Below are 19,839 nucleotides of genomic sequence, written 5' to 3'. Positions count from 1 at the left end.
CGGTTTGCAGCGAAAGGAGGAGACACCCGATGAGTGCTCGGGAGTGGATCGGCAAGGACTTCTACAAAGAGCTGGGTGTCTCCTCCGACGCGACCGCGGACGAGATCAAGAAGGCCTACCGCAAGCTGGCCAAGGAAAACCACCCGGACGCCAACGCGGGCAACACCGCGGCCGAGAACAAGTTCAAGGCCGTGTCCGAGGCGTACGGCGTGCTGTCCGATCCGGCCAAGCGCAAGGAGTATGACGAGGCGCGCACGCTCTTCGGCTCCGGCGGCGCGGGCGGTTTCGGCGGCTTCCCGGGCGGCGGCGCGGGCGGGTTCGACATGAGCGACCTGTTCAACCAGGCCGGCGCGCAGGGTCAGCAGGGCGGCTTCGGCGGGCTCGGCGACATCCTGGGCGGCATCTTCGGGCGCGGCCGCGGCGGTGCCGCCGGTGCCACGGCGAACCGGCCGCAGCGCGGCGCGGACGTCGAGACCGACGTGCGGATCGACTTCCTCGAGTCGGTCAAGGGCGCGACGCTGCCGTTGCGGCTGTCGAGCCCGGCGACCTGCTCCACCTGCGGCGGCAACGGCGCGAAGCCGGGCACCTCGCCGCGGATCTGCCCGACCTGCAGCGGGTCCGGGCTGGTCAGCCGCAGCCAGGGCGCGTTCGCGTTCTCCGAGCCGTGCCAGGACTGCCGCGGCCGGGGCAAGATCATCGACGACCCGTGCCCGGAGTGCGGCGGCGAGGGCATCAGCACCCGCACCCGCACGCTCACCGTGCGCATCCCGCCGGGCGTGAAGGACGACCAGCGGATCCGGCTGGCCGGACAGGGCGAACCCGGCCGGGGCGGCGCGCAGGCGGGCGACCTGTACGTGCGCGTGCACGTGGCCCCGCACAAGCTGTTCGGGCGCAAGGACCTCAACCTCACGCTCACCGTGCCGGTGGACTTCACCGAACTCGCGCTGGGCACCACCGTCACGGTGCCGACGCTCGAGGGCAAGGTGTCGCTGAAGGTGCCCGCGGGCACCGCGAGCGGACGAGTGTTGCGAGTGCGCGGAAAGGGCATTCAGAAGCGGGACGGCGCGCAGGGCGACCTGCTGGTCACGCTCGAGGCGGCGGTCCCGGCGAAACTCGACGACAAGGCGCGGTCGGCACTCGAGGCCTACGCCGAGGCGATGAAGGGCCACGACCCGCGCCCTGAGATCACCGAGTTGCTCGAAGGCAGGTGAGGGTGATGTTCGGCGGTAATCCGGGACTCCCGCACGGCGCGGACGAGGACACCCCGGTGTTCGTGATTTCGGTGGCGGCCCAGCTTTCCGGGCTGCACGCGCAGACGCTGCGCTCCTACGACCGGCACGGCCTGGTCTCGCCCGGCCGCACCGCCGGCGGCGGACGGCGTTACTCGCTGCGCGACATCGCGCTGCTGCGCGAGGTCCAGCGCCTCTCGCAGGAGGACGGGGTCAACCTGTCCGGCATCAAGCGCATCATCGAACTGGAGAACCAGGTCGACGCGCTGCAGTCCCGGGTGCACGAGCTGACCGAGGAACTCGCCGCCGCCTACGCGGCCGCCGAACAGGCCGCCGCCGCGGTGCACGCTTCCTATCGCAAGGATTTGGTGCCGCTGCGGCAGAACACGTCGCTGGTGGTGTGGAAGCCCAAGCGCCGCTGAGCTTTTCGCGCACGGCCCTCTCGCGTTACGACGCGGGAGGGCTTTGTGCTGTCCGGACTTCTGCGCCGAGCGTGCGCAGATCGGCGAACGCCTCGGTCAGATAGTCGTCCAATTCTCGCGTCGGGTCGCTGATCCAGGCCTGCGTGGCGTGCTGGAACGTCGCCCATCCGGCGTGGGCGGCCAACCGCGCCAGCCGATCCTCGACGCCGCGCTGCCGCAACGCTTCCGCGAGTGCCTCGGCGAGCGTCGCGGCCTTGGCCAGATTGCGTTCGCGCAGGGTCGGAGTCGCCGCGATCAGGTCGCGCCGGGGCTCGGCGAACGGGAGGTTGCGCTCCATGATCCGCCCCGCCTTGCGGAAGGCGCGCAGCAGGATTTCCAGCGGGGCCAGGCCTTCCGGGGCTTCGGCGACCGACTTCGTCAGGTCGTCGCGCAGGTCGGCTTCCCCGTCGAAGAGCACCTCGCGCTTGTCCGGGAAATGCCGGAAGAACGTGCGCTCGGTGACGCCTGCCCGGGCCGCGATCTCCGCGGTGGTCGTCTTGTCGAACCCGTTTTCCCGGTACAGCTCCAGCGCCGCCTGCTTGAGGCGGCTGCGCGCTTCTGCTCCGCTCCGTGGCACGTCGTGAGCCTACCCGGAGTTCGCGACAGTGACTGACACCACATTGCGTCAGTCACTGTCGTTACGCGTAGAGTCAGCGACTGACACTAAGGAGTCCTCCATGCATGTTTTCGTCACTGGCGGATCCGGCCAGACCGGTCCCGCCGTCGTTGCCGAGCTGGTCCAGGCCGGGCATACGGTCACCGGGTTGGCCCGCTCGGACGCCTCGGCCGCGCGGCTGGAATCGCTCGGCGCGACACCGCACCGAGGTTCGCTCGAAGACCTCGACAACCTGCGTCGCGGGGCCGAAGCTGCCGACGGGGTGCTGCATATGGCCCAGGGCGGCAGCTACGCCGACCCGGACGATCTCATCCGCCGCGACTGCGAGGCGATCGACGCGCTGGGCCAGGCGCTGGTCGGCACCGGCAAACCGTTCGTCAGCACGTCCGGCACGCTGGTGCTGAAGGCCGGCCAGGTCAGCACCGAACTCGACCCGGCGGATCCCGATTCGGTGGCGTACTTCCGCATCCCCGGCGAACAGACCTGCCTCGGCTTCGCGGACCGGGAGGTCCGAGCGAGCGTCGTGCGGCTCGCGCCGACCGTGCACGGACCGCGCGACCATGGCTTCATCCCGGCGCTCATCGCGGGTGCGCGCCGAGCGGGCGTCTCGGCGTACATCGGCGACGGCACGAACCGTTGGCCCGCCGTCCATCGCAACGACGCGGCGGTGCTTTTCCGGTTGGCGCTGGAGAAAGCGCCCGCGGGGAGCATGCTGCACGGGGTCGGAGAAATCGTCGAGATCAAGAGCGTCGCGGAGAAAATCGCGCAGCTGCTCGGCATTCCGACGGCGTCCCTGACTCTCGAAGAAGCCGCCGAACACCTCGGAAACCCATTCCTGGCAAGGTTTTTCTCGCTCGACGTGCCCGTGTCCAGTGCGCACACCCAGGAGCTGCTCGGCTGGACCCCGCACCACGCGACCCTGCTGGAGGACCTCGAAACCGGCGACTACTTCACGCCCGAGGCCAGCGACCGGGCCGAGGCGGTCTGGCGGTAGTTCAGTGATCCGTTGGCGGTTATCCCGGAATCCGGAGGTCCACCGGCTCAGTCCACGGTGAACGGGTCGTACTGGATCTGGTCCAGCGCGCTGCCCGCGACCAGCATCCGCGACACCGTCGCGCGGATCATCGCCGGCGACCCGGACACCAGGATGTCGTGGTCCGGCCACGCGCCGTACCGCGTGACCGCCTCGGCGAGCGTGCCGTGTTCGCAGCCCGGCAGGTGGTCGCCGCGCTCGACGACCGGGGTGATGGTGAGCCACGGGTTGGTCGCGGCGAGCGCGCGCAGTTCTTCGAGGTCGTAAAGGTCTTCCCGGGTCGGCCCGCCGTAGAACAGCCGGGTCTTCGGGTTCTCGCCCCACAGCGCGAGGTGGTCGAGGATCGCCCGCAGCGGCGCGACCCCGGTGCCGCCCGCGACCATCAGCACGCCGCGCGACTGTTCTCGGTTGACGGTCATCCGGCCCAGCGGCGGGCCGAGCCGCCAGACGTCGCCCGCCTGCGTGTGGCTCACGATCGCCCGCGACACCCAGCCGCCGTCGACCGCGCGCACGTGGAATTCGATGCCGCCGTCCTCGCGCGGCGCGTTCGCGGGCGACAGATACCGCCACAACCGCGGCCGCTGCGGCACCTCGACGCTCATGTACTGCCCCGGCGAATACGGCACCGGCTGGTCCGGGATCACCCGCACCAGCGCGAGATCCCAGGTGAGCCGCCGGTGCTCGACCACGGTGGCCGACCACGACGCCGGGTTCTCGTCCGCCGCCGCGGCCTCCTGCATCGCGCGCGCGACGATGGTGAACGCCTCCGCCCACGCGCGTTCGACCTCCGGCGTCCAGTCCGGGCCGAGGTGGTTCTTCAACGCGGCCAGCAGCGCGGTGCCGACGGCCTCGTAATGCTTGGGCGCGACGCCGAACTTGCGGTGGTCGCGCCCGAGCTGGCGCAGGAACGGCAGCAGGTCGTCCGGTCGGTCCACCATCTGCACGACGCGGGCCAGCGCGCGGATGATGCGCCCGCCCTGCACTTCCATGTTGATCGGGAAGAAATCGCGCGTGGCGGGCGCGAGGGTGAAGAGCATCCCGTAGAAGAACTGAGAGATCTCCGGCGCGTACGGCTCCGATTTGGCCCAGGTGTCGCGGATGAGCTGCACCATCGCGACGACGGCAGCGGGCGCCTGCCGGGGCGCGGCTGTGGTCCGCGGGAGCGGGCTGATCGAATCGGCTGTCATCGGGCTGTCGTCGTTCATGGGTCGGGACCGGAGGCCGGGGGGTTGGGAGGGAATGGTCACGAGAGCAGGGAAGCCGTGGTTGCCGGATTCGGCTCGCGCCGTCGCGCGGGGGAATTCGCCACTCCTGCTCCTCGTTGTCCACGACGTGCTCGCCGCGTCGGCATCGCGGGGCGTCTGGTCCGCAGAGTAGCCGCACTGAGGCGGATTGCCCGCATCGTTGCTCCGGTCGGGTTACCGGCCGGTCGGGACGTGGGGCAGCTCACCGATTAGATAGTTGTCCTACGCAACCTTCGAGCTTAAACTTGTAGAATACAAGCAAGTGGGCACCAGGCCCGGGAGGAACGATGAGCCCAGCTGACGACGTGCGGCTCGAACTGCTGCGGGAGCTGAAGGCGTCCGCCCAGCTCCAGCACCTGTGGATCATGCAGGCGTGGCAGAACGAGCCAGGGCTGCACCCGGCCTCGGCGATGCTGCTGTCCGACCTCGCGAAACACGGCGAGGCCCGTCCGTCGGAGGTCGCCAAGCGCAGGCTCGTCGACCTGTCGGTGATCAGCAGGCAGATCGCCCAGTTGCAGGCCGCCGGGCTGATCCAGCGCCGCCCCGCCCCCGAGGACGGGCGCGCGTCGCTGATCAGCGTGTCCGAGGCCGGTCTCGAACGGCTCGAACTGTGGCGGAAGCAGTACCTCGAGTTCTTCGAGACGGCACTGGGCGGCTGGGACGAGGCCCGGATCGAGGGCCTCACGTCGCAGCTCGCCGAATTGAACGAAGGTCTGCGCGCGACGCTCGGCCCGTCCGGGTACTGCGCCGGCGCACCGCACGCGGGAAAGTGAAGTAGCGAATAGTGGAAACCACCGCAACCGGGCAGCCGATGACGCACCGGGAAATCCTCAAGGCCTTCACCGGCCTTTTGCTGGCCCTGCTCGTGGCGTTGCTGTCGTCGACCATCGTGTCCAACGCGCTGCCGACGATCCTCGCCGACCTGCACGGTTCGCAGAGCGAGTACACCTGGGTCGTCACCGCGACGCTGCTGACGTCGACCGCGACCACCCCGATCTGGGGCAAGCTCTCCGACCTGTTCAGCAAGAAACTGCTGTACCAAATCGCGATCGTCGTCTTCACCGTCGGTTCGGCACTGGGCGGGATCGCGCAGTCGATGCCCGAACTCATCGCCTACCGCGCGCTGCAGGGCATCGGGCTCGGCGGCTTGCAGGCGCTGATCCAGGTCGTCATCGCGGCGATGATCGCGCCGCGCGACCGGGGCCGCTACACCGGTTACACCGGCGCGGTGTTCGCCGTCGCGACCGTCTCCGGCCCGTTGATCGGCGGGCTGATCGTGGACTCGCCGCTCGGCTGGCGCTGGTGTTTCTGGGTGTGCGTGCCGCTGGCCGTCGTCGCCTTCGTCGTGCTCGGCCGGACGCTGAAGCTGCCGGTGCTCAAGCGCAAGGTGCGGATCGACTGGCTGGGCGCGACCCTGCTGGTCGGCGGCGTCGCGCTGCTGCTGATCTGGGTTTCGCTGGCAGGCGGCAGCTTCGGCTGGGTCTCGTGGTCGAGCGCCGCGTACGTCGGCGGCGCGATTGTCGCGCTGGCGCTGGCGGTTCTCGTCGAATCCCGGGTCGCGGAGCCGGTGGTTCCGCTGCGGCTCTTCCGCAACCGCACCTTCACGCTGTCCGTGCTCGCCTCGCTGGCGGTCGGCACCGCGATGTTCGGCGGTTCGGTGTTCCTCGGGCAGTACTACCAAATCGCCCGCGGGTTTTCGCCGACGCACGCCGGTCTGATGACGCTGCCGATGGTGCTGGGTCTCGCGGTCGCCTCGACCGGGGCGGGGCAGGTCATTTCCCGCACCGGGCGCACCAAGCCGTTCATGATCGCGGGCGGGATTTCGCTGCTGGCCGGGCTGTTCCTGCTCTCGACGGTGGACCACGCGACGAACCTGACGCTGATGGGCGGCTACCTCGCGCTGGTCGGCCTCGGGCTGGGCTTCCTGATGCAGAACCTGGTTTTGGTAGTCCAAAACACGGTCGCGATGAAGGACATCGGGTCGTCGTCCTCGGTCGTCACGTTCTTCCGGTCGCTCGGCGGCGCGGCGGGCGTGTCCGCGCTCGGTGCGGTGCTCGCCGCCCGGGTGGCCACGAACATCGCGAACTCCCTTTCGCAGTTGGGCATTCACTCGAGCGGCGCGGCTTCCGGTGGCGGCGGCACGTTCGCCATCTCGTCGCTCCCGCCGGCGCTGCAGCCGGTGGTGCGCGGGGCTTTCGGCGACGCGACCGGCACGGTCTTCTTCGTCGCGGGCTGCATCGCCGTGGTCACCTTCCTCGCGGTGCTGTTCATCAAGGAGGTGCCGCTGCGCCGGACCCTCGACGCGGACGCGCCGGCACCGACCGCGGTTTCCGCCGAGGCCGTCTCCGTGGTCGAGGCTCCGGTCGAGATGACCTCCGTGTTGCGCGGCCGGGTTCTCGACGCGGCTGGGCGCCCAGTGTCCGGTGTCGTGCTCACGCTCACCGATATGGCGGGACGGCAGGTCGATGTCGGGCGTACGGGACGTACTGGCGCGTACGAGTTGTCGGCGAACACTGTGGGCGAACACGTCCTTCTCGCGACAGCTGGTTCGACGCGGCCCGCCGTGTCGACCGTGCGGCTTAACGGCAACGCGCGTTGGCACGACTTGCTGTTGGACAGCCAGGGCACCATCTCGGGTCGCGTACGCGTCGCTGGTCGCCACGCCGTCGTCGCAGGCGCGGTGCTGACTCTCACCGACCAGCTGGGCATTGTCACCGCAACGCACATCGCGGGCGGCGACGGCGCGTACCGCTTCACGGGAATCGAACCGGGCGCGTACACGCTCACTGTGTCCGCGCACGGATACACGCCGCACGCCGAACCGATGACGGTCGGCGATGGTGCGGCGGCACAACATGATGTCGAACTGAGCGAAGCCGTCGAGCGAGAGTTCGTTAAGCACCAAGGAACACTCAGCGTCGACTAAAGGGGCTCGTGAGTGTTTGTCCCGGATCGCACCGCGACGGACACTCACGAGCTTTCTACTGGGAGTGGCATTTGCCGCCAACCGATGCGCCCTCCCGGCCCTGCCTCGTCCCCCTTCCCCGGAGGTAGCGTCGAATATGTGACGCGAAGCAGGGTCGCGATGTTGCTGGCACTGGGGATCGACAACTTCGGTTCCGGACTTTTCCTTCCGCTCGCACTGCTTTACGTGACGCGGGTGATCGGAATCCCGCTCGTCGAAGCGGGCACCGCGGTCACCGTGGGCACCACGGCGGGGCTGTTGATGCCGCCGCTGGCCGGGCGGCTGGTGGATCGCGCTGGGCCGAGAGCCGGAGTTCTCGCGGCGCAACTGTTGCAGGCTGCCGGAATCAGCGCGTATTTGTTCGCGCACGACACCGGCGGAGTGGTGGTCGCCGCCGTCCTTCTTGGTGCCGGGCAACAATTGTTCTACAGCTGCTTGTTCGCGCTCGTCGCCGAAGTCGCCGGAGACGTGCCGAAGGATCGGCCGTTCGCCGAAGTCGGCATGGTGCGCGCGGGCGGATTCGGGCTCGGCGGGCTGATGTCGTCGGCACTGCTCACTTGGTTCGGCGACAGCGGATACAGCGTCGCGCTCGTCGTGGACGTGCTGACTTTCCTCGCGGCGGCGGGCCTCCTCGCGGTATTCATCCCGCCTGGCCGCCGGTTCGCGCCCGCGGCGCGCGTGCGGAGCGGAGTGCTGCGCAACCGCCCGTACCTGACGTTGATCCTGCTGAGCGGGCTCTTCGGGCTGTCGCTCGACTTCTTTCTCATCGGCACCCCGGTGTTCGTGCTCGACCGGCTGCACGCGCCGACCTGGCTGCCCGGCGCGATCCTGTTCCTGCTGACCGTGCTGACCAGCGCGGGCGGCACGATCGCGCTGCGGCTCACCCGGGGCCTCACCCGGATCAGCGCGATGCGGGCCGGGTCCGCGCTGTTCGCCGCGTGGTGCCTGACGAGCGTCGGCGTGCTGCTGGTGCCACGTACCTGGCAGGTGCCGTATCTGCTGGCCGCCACGCTGGTGTTCGCCGCCGGTGACCTGGTGTTCGGTCCACGCTCCGGCGCACTCGCCGAGGCCGCCGCACCCCCCGAAGCGAAGGGCCGTTACCTCGCCGCGTTCCAATACGCGTTCACTGTGGCTCAGGTGCTCGCTCCGGCGATCGTGTCGTTGTTTTCCGTAGCGGCATGGTTACCCTGGGTTCTGGTCGGGGGTTGCGCTTGCCTCGCCGCGCTCGGGCTCGGCAGGCTGGGACCGAGGCTGCCCGCGGCCGCGGTGGCACCAATTCAGAGTTGAGCGGAACAGACTCAACTTTGCTGACGTTATATCTGTGGATGGGCCTTGGTCGGGCCTGTCACCAGGTATTTCCACGAACGCATGAGGTGAGGGATGGACGCTTTCAACCCGACCACGAAGACCCAGCAGGCGATTTCGTCCGCGGCGCAGGCGGCCACGGTGGCCGGCAACCCGCACGTATCGGCCGCCCATGTGCTGGGCGCCCTGCTGGCGCAGGGTGACGGGACCACCGCACCGCTGCTGACCGCGGTCGGGGCGGACCCCGAGACGGTGCACAAGGAGCTCGAGCCGATCATCAACGGGCTGCCGTCGGCGACCGGCGCGACCGTGTCGACTCCGCAGTTCGACGCGCCCGCGGTCAAATCGCTCACGCAGGCGCAGAAGCTCGCCACCGAACTGGGTGACGAGTACGTGTCGACCGAGCACCTGCTCGTCGGCCTCGCCACCGAAGGCGGCCAGGTCGCGGATCTGCTGAAGCGGCACGGCGCCACGCCGGACGCGCTGCGCGAGGCGTTCGCGAAGGTGCGCGGGTCGGCCCGGATCACCAGCGCGGATCCCGAAAGCACGTTCAAGGCGCTCGAGAAGTACGGCGTCGACCTCACCGAGCGGGCCCGTTCGGGCGAACTCGACCCGGTCATCGGCCGCGACACCGAGATCCGCCGCGTCGTGCAGGTGCTTTCCCGGCGCACCAAGAACAACCCGGTGCTGATCGGCGAACCGGGCGTCGGCAAGACGGCGATCGTCGAGGGCCTCGCCCAGCGGATCGTCGCGGGCGACGTGCCGGAATCGTTGCGCGGCAAGCGAGTCGTCGCGCTCGACCTCGGGTCGATGGTCGCCGGCGCGAAGTTCCGCGGCGAGTTCGAAGAGCGGTTGAAGGCGGTCCTGAAGGAGATCACCGACTCCGCGGGCGAGGTCATCACGTTCATCGACGAGCTGCACACGATCGTCGGCGCGGGCGCGACCGGCGAGGGCGCGATGGACGCGGGCAACATGATCAAGCCGATGCTCGCCCGCGGCGAGCTGCGGATGGTCGGCGCGACCACGCTCGACGAGTACCGCCAGCACATCGAGAAGGACCCGGCGCTGGAACGCCGTTTCCAGCAGGTGCTGGTCGGCGAGCCGTCGCCGGAGGACACCATCGCGATCCTGCGCGGGCTGAAGGAGCGCTACGAGGTGCACCACGGGGTCCGGATCACGGACGCCGCGCTGGTCGCCGCCGCGACGCTCTCGGACCGCTACATCACCGCGCGGTTCCTGCCGGACAAGGCGATCGACCTGGTCGACGAGGCCGCGTCGAAGATCCGCATGGAGATCGACTCGCGTCCGGTGGAGATCGACGAGGTCGAGCGTGCGGTGCGGCGCATGGAGATCGAGGAGATGGCGTTGTCCAAAGAGGACGACGCGGCCTCTCTCGAACGCCTGACCGCGCTGCGGGCCGAACTGGCCGAGAAGCGCGAGGAACTCACCGCGCTGACCGCCCGCTGGCAGAACGAGAAGGGCTCGATCGAGACCGTCCGTGAGCTGAAGGAGCAGCTGGAGCAACTGCGCGGCGAATCGGAACGCGCCGAACGCGACGGCGACCTCGGCAAGGCCGCCGAGCTGCGGTACGGCCGGATTCCGGCGCTGGAAAAGGAGTTCGAGGCCGCGATGGCCGCGAACGAGGCCAGCAAGCAGAACGTCATGCTCAAGGAAGAGGTCGGCGCGGACGACGTCGCGGACGTGGTCAGCGCGTGGACCGGCATTCCCGCCGGGCGTCTGCTCGAAGGCGAGACGGGCAAGCTGCTCCGGATGGAGGAGGAGCTGAACCGCCGCGTCATCGGCCAGGACCAGGCGATCCAGGTGGTCGCGGACGCCGTGCGCCGCGCCCGGGCGGGCGTGGCCGACCCGGACCGGCCGACCGGCTCGTTCCTGTTCCTCGGCCCGACCGGTGTCGGCAAGACGGAGCTGGCGAAGGCGCTGGCGGAGTTCCTGTTCGACGACGAGCGCGCGATGCAGCGCATCGACATGAGCGAGTACTCCGAGAAGCATTCGGTGGCCCGCCTGGTCGGTGCTCCCCCGGGCTACGTCGGATACGACCAGGGCGGCCAGCTGACCGAGGCCGTGCGGCGCCGCCCGTACACGGTGGTGCTGCTGGACGAGGTCGAAAAGGCACACCCGGACGTGTTCGACGTGCTCCTGCAGGTCCTCGACGACGGGCGGCTGACCGACGGCCAGGGACGGACGGTGGACTTCCGCAACACCATCCTGATCCTGACGTCGAACCTCGGCTCGCAAGCCATCGCCGACCCGGCGCTGGACGAACGCCAGCGCCGCGACGCGGTGATGGAGGTCGTGCAGCGGCAGTTCAAGCCGGAGTTCCTGAACCGGCTGGACGACATCGTGGTGTTCCACGCGCTCGGCACCGAGCAGCTGACGTCCATTGTGGACATCCAGGTCGCCCGGCTGGCGAAGCGCCTTGCCCAGCGTCGCCTGCACCTCGAGGTCACGGATGGCGCCCGGGAGTGGCTGGCGTTGAACGGCTTCGACCCGATCTACGGCGCCCGCCCGCTGCGCCGGCTGGTGCAGTCGGCGATCGGGGACCAGCTGGCGAAGCAGCTGCTGTCCGGTGAAGTCCGGGACGGGGACACCGTGCGGGTGGACCTGCCGGAGCTGGAGACCGGCGACACGCTGAAGGTGTCGCGGGTCTGACCTGACGCAGGTCGCCGCACAAAAAACCGCCCGGCCGCGGAAACGCGACCGGGCGGTTTTCGTCTTCAGGAGGAGGCGTCCTCAGGGCGATCCGATTCCACCGGCCGAGGCGGCGGAACCTCGCCCCGGCCTGGCGGGGTCCGCGGCGCGGGCGGAGAAGGCTGCCGTTCCGTCATCCGGGTGTCCGCCGGGGACGGGGCCGACGTCTCCACCGCGCGAGTGTCGACCGGCCGGGTCGCCGTGGTGTCCGCCGGGGACGGCGCGGTCGTCGGGACCGGCGGGGCAGGCGGCGCGGCCGGGGTGCCCGCGGAAGGCGTCCACGTCCGGTTCGAGTCGTAGTCCTCGTCGAACGGGTCCACGATGTCCGCGATCTCGCCCAGGTCGCGCAGCAGCCGCTCGAGCCGCGACGGCCCGGCGCCCGGCACGACGCTCGCCAGGACCCACTCGTTCTCCAGCCAGGCCACCCCGACGTCGCCGCCGAGCTGGTCGGCCGCGTCCACCAGGTCCTGGGTGATGACCTGGCGCGCCCCCTCCGAATCGTCCGCGAAGGCGTAGCGCTGGCCGATCGGGCCGAGCATCTCCGGCATGTTCTCGCGCTGGAACGGCACGCTCGACAGCCACATCTCGACCGGCACCCGGTGCGTCTTGTTGCAGCGCACGGCCACGACCACCGCGGGCACCTGGCCCTGGGACTCGATGTCGAAGATGAACACCGGACGGCGGCCGTCGGAGGTGAAGGTGGAGCCCGCGACGACGTTCACCGCCGCGTCGGCTCCGAAGTAGCCGATCGCGCCCCCCGACCACTGCCGGGGCAGTCGTTCGTCCTCCTCCACGAATTGCCAGCCGCGCAACTGGGCCCAGCGCTGCCGCTCACGGTTGCGCGAGCCTTCCTTGGCCCGGTCCGCGAAGAGCAGGCCGAGCCCCGCCACCAGCGCGACGGCGGCGATGACGAACCAGATCCACGCCGAGATACCCACGCCGGTCAGGGTATCGCTGCCGGGCCCTCCTCCCGGGACGGCAACACCGTGTCGGCGCGCCCCGTTTGGCCGGAACCGTCCAGGTCGCGTCGACAAATCGGCTAATCGCCCGGCTCGGGTGTCCATTGCGGACGGGTTCCCGCTGACCGGACGGGCCGTTGCGCCTATCCGGCGATCGCGCCGGACAAGCCGGACAGGAACCTTGCCGGAGCGCTCCGGCAGCGAGTAGAGGTCGTTCGACAGCCTTTCCCGCCGCCGCCGACAGCAGGAAGGACCCCGCATGTCCCTCTCGAGAAGATCGGTGCTGACCGGGACCGCGGCGGCGCTCGGCGCGCTCGCGCTGCCCGGGGCCGCGGCGGCGCGCACCGCGCGCGACTGGTCCCGCGCCGTCATCGACTCCACTATGAAGCGCTACCCGCCGGCGTCTATCGGTGGGTGGAGTTATCCGCTCGGCCTCTACTTCTACGGCCAGTACCTCTTCTACCGGCGTACCAGGGAGCGGCAGTATCTCGACTACGTCATCGCCTGGTACGACCGTTTCATCACCGCCGACGGCATCTCCAACAGCTTCAGCAGCCTCGACTCGATGCGCGCCTGCCAGATGCTTCCGTTGCTGTACAACGAAACCGGCGACGCCAAGTACCGCAAAGCCGCCGATCAGCTGCGCAAACGCTTCGAGACCTACCCGCGCACGAGCGACGGCGGGATGTGGCACGCGGTCAGCCGCCAGCATCAGCTGTGGGGCGACGGGGTTTATATGGCGCAGCCGTTTCTTGCCTTGTACGGCAAGGTTTTCGGCGATCCGGCCTACTGTTACGAGGAATCCGCCAAGAACCTGTCCGTCTACTTCGGACACCTCAAGGAGCCTGCTAAGGGGCTGATTTATCACGCCTATGACGAAAGTGGTTCCCAGCCGTGGGCGACTGGGCCTGGCAAGCACTCCGGCTTTCACTGGGCTCGGGCGGTCGGGTGGTTTGGGATGGCGGCGATTGACGTCCTTGAGGTGTTGCCTGGTGATCATCCGCGGCGGGCGGAGTTGGTCGGGATCGTTCAGTTTCTTGCCGACGGTTACCGCCGGTTCCAGGATCCGCGGACTGGGCGGTGGTATCAGGTGGTTGACCATGGTGCCGACGCCGGGAACTGGTTGGAGACGTCCGCGTCTTCGATGTATGCGTTCACCGTTTCCCGGGGGATCGAGCGCGGTTATTTGCCCGCTTCGTATGCCTCGGTCGCTCAGCGGGGGTATGCGGGGGTGTTGCAGAAGGTGTCTGTCGGGGCGGATGGGGTGACGAATATTGCTGACATTTGCGAGGGGACGAATGTTGGGGATCTCGCGTTTTACTTTGGGCGGAAGAGGGTGACCAATGACTTCCATGGGCTGGGGGCGTTTTTGATTATGAATGAGCAGTTTGCTCGGTATCGCTGCTCGTCGCCTGGGGGCGACATCGCAGCTTCCGGTGGGTGCGTGGGGCACCCCGAAGGTTGATTGTGCTGACGGTTCGGGGGTGCTTGTCAAGGCATCTTTCCCGCCTTGACAAGCACCCCCGAGCCGCAGGGAGGCTTCGTATCGGGGTTGGGGGGAGGGCTGGGTGCCTCGCTGTTTGGGTGGTTTGGCTGCGGGTTTAGTGACGTGAGGGGAACCCTGAGGGACTCTGGGTGGATTCGAGGGGTTGTTGCAACGCGGGTGGTTCAACTGGTTTCGGTGAGGAGTGTAGCGAGGCGTTCGGCTGGGGTGTCCCAGCCGAGTGTTTTGCGTGGGCGGCGGTTGAGTTGTGCGGCGACGGCGGCGAGGTCGTCGGGGGTGTGGTGGGACAGGTCGGTGCTTGTGGGGAAGTACTGGCGCAGCAGGCCGTTGGTGTTTTCGTTGCTGCCGCGTTGCCAGGGGCTGTGGGGGTCGCAGAAGTAGACGGGGATGCCGGTGGCGACGGTGAATTCGTGGTGGCGGCCCATTTCGCTGCCCTGGTCCCAGGTCAGGGATCGTCGCAGGTGCGCGGGCAGGGTCGCGGCGGCGGTGGCGAGGGCGTCGCGGACGGCGTCGGCGCCGCGGCCGTCGGGCAGCGCGACGAGCAGGGTGTAGCGGGTGGAGCGGTCGACGAGGGTGGCGATGGCGGAAGCGTTGTCCTTGCCGATGATCAGGTCGCCTTCCCAGTGGCCGGGGACGGCGCGGTCGGCGGCTTCGGCGGGCCGGTCGCTGATCATGACCATGGGTTCGGCGAAGCGGGGCCGGCGTTGTTCGCCGGTGGCGCGGGGTTTGCGCGTGGTGCGGCCGGTGCGCAGGGCGCGGGCCAGCTCGCGGCGCAGTTCGCCGCGGCCTTGGACGTAGAGGGCTTGGTAGATCGTTTCGTGGGTCACGTGCAGCTCCGGCCGGTCGGGGTGGTCGCGGCGCAGCCGGGCGGCGATCTGCTCCGGGCTGAATTTGTCGTCCAGCATCGCCTGCACCCGGTCCCGCAGTTCGGGGCAGGCCGCGATCTTGCCGGTTTTCGGCCGCGGGCGGCGTGCCCGGGCCAGGTCGTGGGCGGCGTGGGGCCGGTATTCGCCGCAGGGGCGGGCGTTGCGGGCGATCTCCCGGCTGACCGTGGACGGGCTGCGGCCCAGCTCGGCCGCGATCGCGCGCCGGGAGCGGCCCGCGGCCAGCCCGTCCGCGATCGCGATCCGCTCCTCGACCGACAGGAACCGGCCCGGGTCCGGCTCGGGCGGGGCCGGGCACGCGGCCGCGTTCGCGCCCGCGCGGCTCGGCCGCCCGTGCCGCCAATAGTGCCCGGTCCTGCGGTCGACCCCGACCCTGCGGCACGCCTCGACCGTGCCCACGCCCTCTGCCACAAGATCAAAATACCGGCGGCGTTCCGCCGCCAGCCTCACCCGGCCCCGCGGAGCCCGACCACGCCCGACCACGACCACTGCAACCCCTGCACAACTCAGGCGTTGCAACCACCACTAGAACCCAAGCTGAGTCCCTCAGGGTTCCCCTCACGGCATTCGCTGCTTTATGACTCGCCGGTGGGGTTGGCGGGCTTGGCCAGCGGGCCTGGCGACCAGATTCCGGAGTGCGTCACTGACTTCTGGTGCAGTGCGGCCGAGGCCGGAAGGGCGTTCGAGACCTCTGGCTTCACTTCGTACAGCGTTCCCCAGTCTCGGTCGACGTCGCCTTCCAGGTACGTCGGCAGTGCTTCCATCTGGGTGCTCGCGTCCATCCACACGAACGGGCCGCCGCCTGCTGGCGAGGACCAGTAGCGGCCGACTGTGCGCAGGTCGTCTCCCGCGCTGATTCGGTACTTCGGCATTTCGGCGATCCCGTTGTGGATCGACGACGGGCGCAGACACGGGTGTTGTGCGGCGGCGGCCCACTCCAGGAAGACCGGGTCCTGGCCGACCACGTCGGTCATTTTCGCGATCTTCGGGGCCCGCGGCGCGCTGAACGCGAACCAGCCGTCGTTGCCGAGCCCGCGGCCCTTCGCCACGATTCGCACCTGGTCCGCGCCCTCGGGCACGCTGACCCGCGCGTCGCGCCACTCCGTGTTCTTCTTCTTCGCTTCGAGCTGCTCGCGGCCGAGCACCTGGAAACCGGCTGGGGTGTTCTTGCCGAATTCGGCGGTCAGCGAGTTCGGGTCTTCCGCCTTGCCGGTGAGGGAAACGACGATCGGCACCGAGCCGTCGCGGGCTCGTTCCGGGATCGAGTACCACTGGGTGCGCAGGTCGCCCGCGCCGTCGCCGGACTTGTGGTAGCTGCCCCAGATGGGCGCGTCGTCCTTGCCGAAATCGTACGGCGGCTTCCATTTGTCGTCCGACGGCATTCCGCCGTTGGTGACGAAGCCCTTCTGGGTGCTGGCCAGCCAGTCCTTCGGCGTGGTCCCGTGGTCGGCGTCGGACGGCACCTGCCAGCCCGGAGCGGCGTTCTGCGGCTGCTGCGGCGCGGCTTCGAGCAGCCCGGCCTTCGGATCGCGCTCGACCTTGATGTAATCCGACAGCCCGCAGCTCTGCCCGGCCAGCTGGCGGATGTTGTCGGCACCCATGTTGTAGGTGTCCCAGCGCTTCTGGATGCCCTTCGCGATGCTGCCGATCTCGAACAGTACCAGAATCGCGCACACCGTCGACAGCGGTGCGAGCCCGAGACGCAGCGCCCGGCCGCGGTTTTCCAGGTCGGACCGAGGCACCGGCGCGGGCGGCACGAACGGTTCGTGCTCGTTGTGCTTCATGTGCTCGATCGCCGCGACCGCCAGCGCGACCGCCGCCGCCACGAGCGCCATCGTGCTCAGCTTGATCCCGAAGATCTGCGGCGGCAGGTCGAACCACGGCACGCCCCACGCCGAGACGTACCACCAGGCGTTCGGCCCGGTCGAGGCCAGCGCGACGATCACCATCAAGCCGGCGAAGAACGCCGCGCGGTTGCGGCGCGACAGCAGCACCGTCGTGCTCGTCGACAACGCGGTGAGCGCGGCGAGCGGGCCGCCGACCGCGACCAGCATGCCGAAGTGGTGCGTGTGCTTGGTCGGCGCGACCGCCAGGACCACAAAGGACAGTGCGCTGATGCCGAGCAGGCGGCGGCTCGGGCCGAGCGCGGCGCCGCGGATGTTCCCGCGCCGCAGCAGCACGACCGCGCAGGTCGCGAGGCACAGGAAGATCAACAGCACCGGGAACCGGCGCGTCATGGAGCCGTCCGGGCCGTTGCTGAACAGCATCGAGTACCGGTCCAGTTCGTCGTACCAGGACCCGGTCGGCCCGAGCGACGACCGCAGCCGTACCGATTCGAGCGCGCCGCGCAGGGTCTGGTCGCAGAAGATCAGCGCGAGAATCACGAGCCCGGCGGCGGCGATCGGCGCGAGCACCGGGATCCAGCCGAACTGGCGCGCGTGCCGCAGCACGATCTTCGCCAGCGGTTTCAGCCCGACCACGAACGGCAGCACGGCCATCAGCCCGTGCGGGTTGACCGAGACGCACAGCGCCGCGACGGTCAGCCCGATCGCCGCCGGGCCCAGCCGCCGGGTCGCCACCGCGCGTTCGACGGTGCAGATCGAGATCAGCGACAGCAGCGCGACCAGGTTCTCCGGGCGCAGGCCGTTGTCGTAGGGCAGCCAGAAGGCGAGGAAGACCGCGCCCGCCGCCCAGCCGGCCGCGCTGCTGATCCGCACCTGCCTGCCGAGCCGAGGCAGCACGCCCCGGCTGATCAGCATCCAGCAGGCGACGCCCATCAGCAGCGACGGCAGCCGCATCCACGGCGTCAGCGAGCTGACCTTGGTCATCGCCGCGTAGACGTCGACGAACCACGCCATCGGCGCGTCCGGCGCGGCGAACCACCGGTAGTACTCGCCGATGTACCCGGCGTCGCCGCGCACGCGCGCCATGGTCGTGAAGTAGCCGTCGTCGGCGGTCATCGCGCCGATCAGCCACCAGACGACGAGCGTGCCGAGCACGGCTATGTCGAGGAATTTCAGCTTCCACCAGCCGCGCGCGGCCAGCCGGGGCGCGCGCCGGCCGGTAAGCCGGTCCAGGCGGTACAGCGCGAGCACCGCGCCGATGAAGCAGAGCACCGACAGCGCGATGGCGGCGAGCTTGATGCCGGTCGCGGTGCTGGCCCAGCGGTTGTCGACCTGGGCGGAGACCGAGAGGCCGTGCGTGTCGTCCTGGTTCGTGAGGTCGGAGAAGAAGCCGGTGAGCTGCGGCCGGTGGTCGTCGCTGACGTCCGCCAGCCGGGTGCCGCCGACGGACGCGGTCGTGTGCTGCGCGTCGGAGTGCACGGTGATCGTGCAGTCGCCCTCGCCGAGCGGGGCCGCGCCGAGCTGCTGGCCCTGTGAGGAGAGCGTGAGCTGACCGTCGCCGACCTGCAGGGCCATCCCGGTGACGGCGCCGATGCCGGAGCTCGGCGGGTTAGTGCTGAACAGCACGGCGCTGCCGTCGGTACGCGCGTCGAGCGCCCGCGCGGTCGCGCAGGGGACCTTCGCGTCGAGCGAAATCGGCGCCTGGGCGGTCAGCGGGGCGGACACCGCTCTGGTGCCCTGGGCGGTCGGCCAGTCGAGGGTGGTTTGCTCGAGCGTGACGGGCAGGAACGGGACCGCGATCGCGAGAATCGCGCCGGCGATCCCGAAAACCGCGGCGAGCAACCGAGCCCGACGCCCGGCCTGGCTCTTGCCGATAGCTGTCGGCGACGCCTTGTCGGCGGCAACGGATTCGAGGTCGACCACGCCCCGCAGGCTATCCAAGCGGATGTGAGGCTCCCGCTGGGGACTCTCCCGGGGGCGGCCCTACCTGGTCGAGCCGGGCATTCGCCGCCGAATAACCACGGTGGGTAAAGGAACCCGGGGCCCGTTTACGGCGAACGGGTGAAGCGGTGCAGCTCACGACGGCTCGGCTGGGAGGCCGTTTCACGATCCGGGAACGGTCCGGACGCGGTTGCCGAAAGCGGACCCGGCGATTCGATGAACTCAGCCGGGCGAAAACGTGAACGGCGGTCCGGAAACTGTCCATCCGTGGTCGATGACCGGATTTCCCAGCACTTCGGCGCCCACGTGTTGGCTCCGCGTAACCGGAACACCCAGAGTGGAAGCGCTGCTCGCCCGTGCCGCCGCGAGGTCCGCGGCCGACAGTTCGCCGTGGAAGCCCTCCGTGCGTTCGGCGGTCGACTGGCTCGTCGCGGCCAGCGTGTGGACCGGGCCGAGGTCGCCGGACACGCTGTGCCGCTCGGTGGACTCCAGCCGCGCCACGTCGAGCTTGCCGGTGAACTGGCCGAGCACGTTCTCGTCCGAGTTCGCGACCACCGAGCCGGCCGGGCCGAGGTCGACGGCGTCGGCGGAGGTGCGTTCGACGCGGGTGCCGCTCATCAGGTCGCCGGAGAACCGGCCGGCCAGCCCGGTCTCGGCTGCCGTCTTGCTGGCCGACAGCGCGTCAACGCCGTGCGGCAGCTGGACGCCGTGCCGCATCGACTGGTCCAGACCGGCCACGTGCGCCCCGCCGAACGGCTGCGTGTGGTGCGCGCCGAGGTCGTTGCCGGTGACCGCGCGGGCCGTGTCGCCGAGACGCAGGTCGTGGTTCTGGGACTGCCCGGCGGCGTCCGGAGCGAGCGCCTGGTGCAGGTTCGACGCGGCGGACGCGGGCAGCTCGTGCGTCGTGACCGTCTCGTCGCGGGTGAACTGGAGGTCGGAGGAGGAACCGTGCTGGTGCAGGTCGAGCGGCAATCCCCCGCGCGGGGTGTCCGCCAGCGCCGCGGCCGGGCCGGCGAGCAACAGAGCGAGGGGCGCCGCACCGGCGGCCATCCGGGGCAAATATCCGGGCGTCCGCTTGGTGTGCTTGCCCATGCGCCGGACCATACTGCGCCACCAGGGCGAACGCAGCTGAAAAACGGGTAGCT

14 protein-coding genes are annotated in these 19,839 nt (G+C 69.7%); 8 read left to right on the top strand and 6 right to left on the bottom strand.

What is annotated here, in order from left to right; all coding sequences use genetic code 11:
- Nucleotides 1-29: 29 nt before the first annotated feature.
- Both dnaJ and SSMG_RS37850 read left to right on the top strand, forming a co-directional pair.
- Nucleotides 30-1,211, top strand: a complete 1,182-nt coding sequence (gene dnaJ, locus SSMG_RS37855) for a molecular chaperone DnaJ (RefSeq protein WP_009085009.1) — start codon at nucleotides 30-32, stop codon at nucleotides 1,209-1,211.
- A gap of 5 nt (nucleotides 1,212-1,216) precedes the next feature.
- Nucleotides 1,217-1,651, top strand: coding sequence for a heat shock protein transcriptional repressor HspR (locus tag SSMG_RS37850; protein ID WP_037718648.1), 435 nt, complete (start codon nucleotides 1,217-1,219; stop codon nucleotides 1,649-1,651).
- Nucleotides 1,652-1,676: 25 nt separating this feature from the next.
- On the opposite strand, the gene SSMG_RS37845 is transcribed toward SSMG_RS37850, so the two are convergent.
- Nucleotides 1,677-2,267, bottom strand: a complete 591-nt coding sequence (locus SSMG_RS37845; RefSeq protein ID WP_009085007.1) for a TetR family transcriptional regulator — start codon at nucleotides 2,265-2,267, stop codon at nucleotides 1,677-1,679.
- 100 nt (nucleotides 2,268-2,367) lie between these two features.
- On the opposite strand from SSMG_RS37845, the gene SSMG_RS37840 reads away from it, so the two are divergent.
- A complete protein-coding gene (locus SSMG_RS37840) occupies nucleotides 2,368-3,300 on the top strand; it encodes an SDR family oxidoreductase (RefSeq protein ID WP_009085006.1) in 933 nt (310 codons plus the stop codon).
- 47 nt (nucleotides 3,301-3,347) lie between these two features.
- On the opposite strand, the gene SSMG_RS37835 is transcribed toward SSMG_RS37840, so the two are convergent.
- Entirely contained in the window at nucleotides 3,348-4,544 is a 1,197-nt protein-coding gene (locus SSMG_RS37835) for a globin domain-containing protein (protein ID WP_199786102.1), read from the bottom strand.
- 326 nt (nucleotides 4,545-4,870) lie between these two features.
- Here SSMG_RS37835 and SSMG_RS37830 point away from each other — a divergent pair, with 326 nt between their 5' ends.
- The 4 genes from SSMG_RS37830 (at nucleotide 4,871) to clpB (ending at nucleotide 11,523) form a co-directional block, all read left to right on the top strand.
- Nucleotides 4,871-5,356: a MarR family winged helix-turn-helix transcriptional regulator gene (locus tag SSMG_RS37830; protein ID WP_009085003.1), complete on the top strand. Its 486-nt coding sequence runs from the start codon at nucleotides 4,871-4,873 to the stop codon at nucleotides 5,354-5,356.
- A gap of 11 nt (nucleotides 5,357-5,367) precedes the next feature.
- On the top strand, nucleotides 5,368-7,509 hold the full coding sequence (locus SSMG_RS37825) for an MFS transporter (RefSeq protein WP_199786101.1): 2,142 nt from the start codon (nucleotides 5,368-5,370) through the stop codon (nucleotides 7,507-7,509).
- Nucleotides 7,510-7,647: 138 nt separating this feature from the next.
- Nucleotides 7,648-8,835: an MFS transporter gene (locus SSMG_RS37820; protein ID WP_037716222.1), complete on the top strand. Its 1,188-nt coding sequence runs from the start codon at nucleotides 7,648-7,650 to the stop codon at nucleotides 8,833-8,835.
- Between the two features lie 93 nt (nucleotides 8,836-8,928).
- Nucleotides 8,929-11,523 (top strand): ATP-dependent chaperone ClpB, encoded by a 2,595-nt coding sequence (gene clpB, locus SSMG_RS37815; protein ID WP_009084996.1) that lies wholly within the window; start codon nucleotides 8,929-8,931, stop codon nucleotides 11,521-11,523.
- A 65-nt stretch (nucleotides 11,524-11,588) separates the two neighbouring features.
- Here clpB and SSMG_RS37810 read toward each other — a convergent pair whose 3' ends face one another.
- Nucleotides 11,589-12,500: a hypothetical protein gene (locus SSMG_RS37810; RefSeq protein ID WP_009084994.1), complete on the bottom strand. Its 912-nt coding sequence runs from the start codon at nucleotides 12,498-12,500 to the stop codon at nucleotides 11,589-11,591.
- Nucleotides 12,501-12,780: 280 nt separating this feature from the next.
- Here SSMG_RS37810 and SSMG_RS37805 point away from each other — a divergent pair, with 280 nt between their 5' ends.
- Nucleotides 12,781-13,986: a glycoside hydrolase family 105 protein gene (locus tag SSMG_RS37805; RefSeq protein WP_037716220.1), complete on the top strand. Its 1,206-nt coding sequence runs from the start codon at nucleotides 12,781-12,783 to the stop codon at nucleotides 13,984-13,986.
- Between the two features lie 203 nt (nucleotides 13,987-14,189).
- Here the strand turns inward: SSMG_RS37805 and SSMG_RS37800 are convergent, their stop codons facing one another.
- The 3 genes from SSMG_RS37800 to SSMG_RS37790 all read right to left on the bottom strand — a co-directional run bounded on the left by SSMG_RS37800 (nucleotide 14,190) and on the right by SSMG_RS37790 (nucleotide 19,786).
- Nucleotides 14,190-15,353, bottom strand: coding sequence for an IS30 family transposase (locus SSMG_RS37800; protein ID WP_286157093.1), 1,164 nt, complete (start codon nucleotides 15,351-15,353; stop codon nucleotides 14,190-14,192).
- 131 nt (nucleotides 15,354-15,484) lie between these two features.
- Nucleotides 15,485-18,676, bottom strand: coding sequence for an arabinosyltransferase domain-containing protein (locus SSMG_RS37795; RefSeq protein WP_100266987.1), 3,192 nt, complete (start codon nucleotides 18,674-18,676; stop codon nucleotides 15,485-15,487).
- Between the two features lie 240 nt (nucleotides 18,677-18,916).
- Nucleotides 18,917-19,786: a hypothetical protein gene (locus SSMG_RS37790; RefSeq protein ID WP_086025029.1), complete on the bottom strand. Its 870-nt coding sequence runs from the start codon at nucleotides 19,784-19,786 to the stop codon at nucleotides 18,917-18,919.
- Nucleotides 19,787-19,839: the final 53 nt, after the last annotated feature.

The organism is Streptomyces sp. AA4, assembly GCF_000158875.1.
Taxonomy (GTDB): Bacteria; Actinomycetota; Actinomycetes; order Mycobacteriales; family Pseudonocardiaceae; genus Amycolatopsis.
Note: the sequence above shows the minus strand (reverse complement) of the source record. Positions and strands in the feature narration are given on the sequence as shown.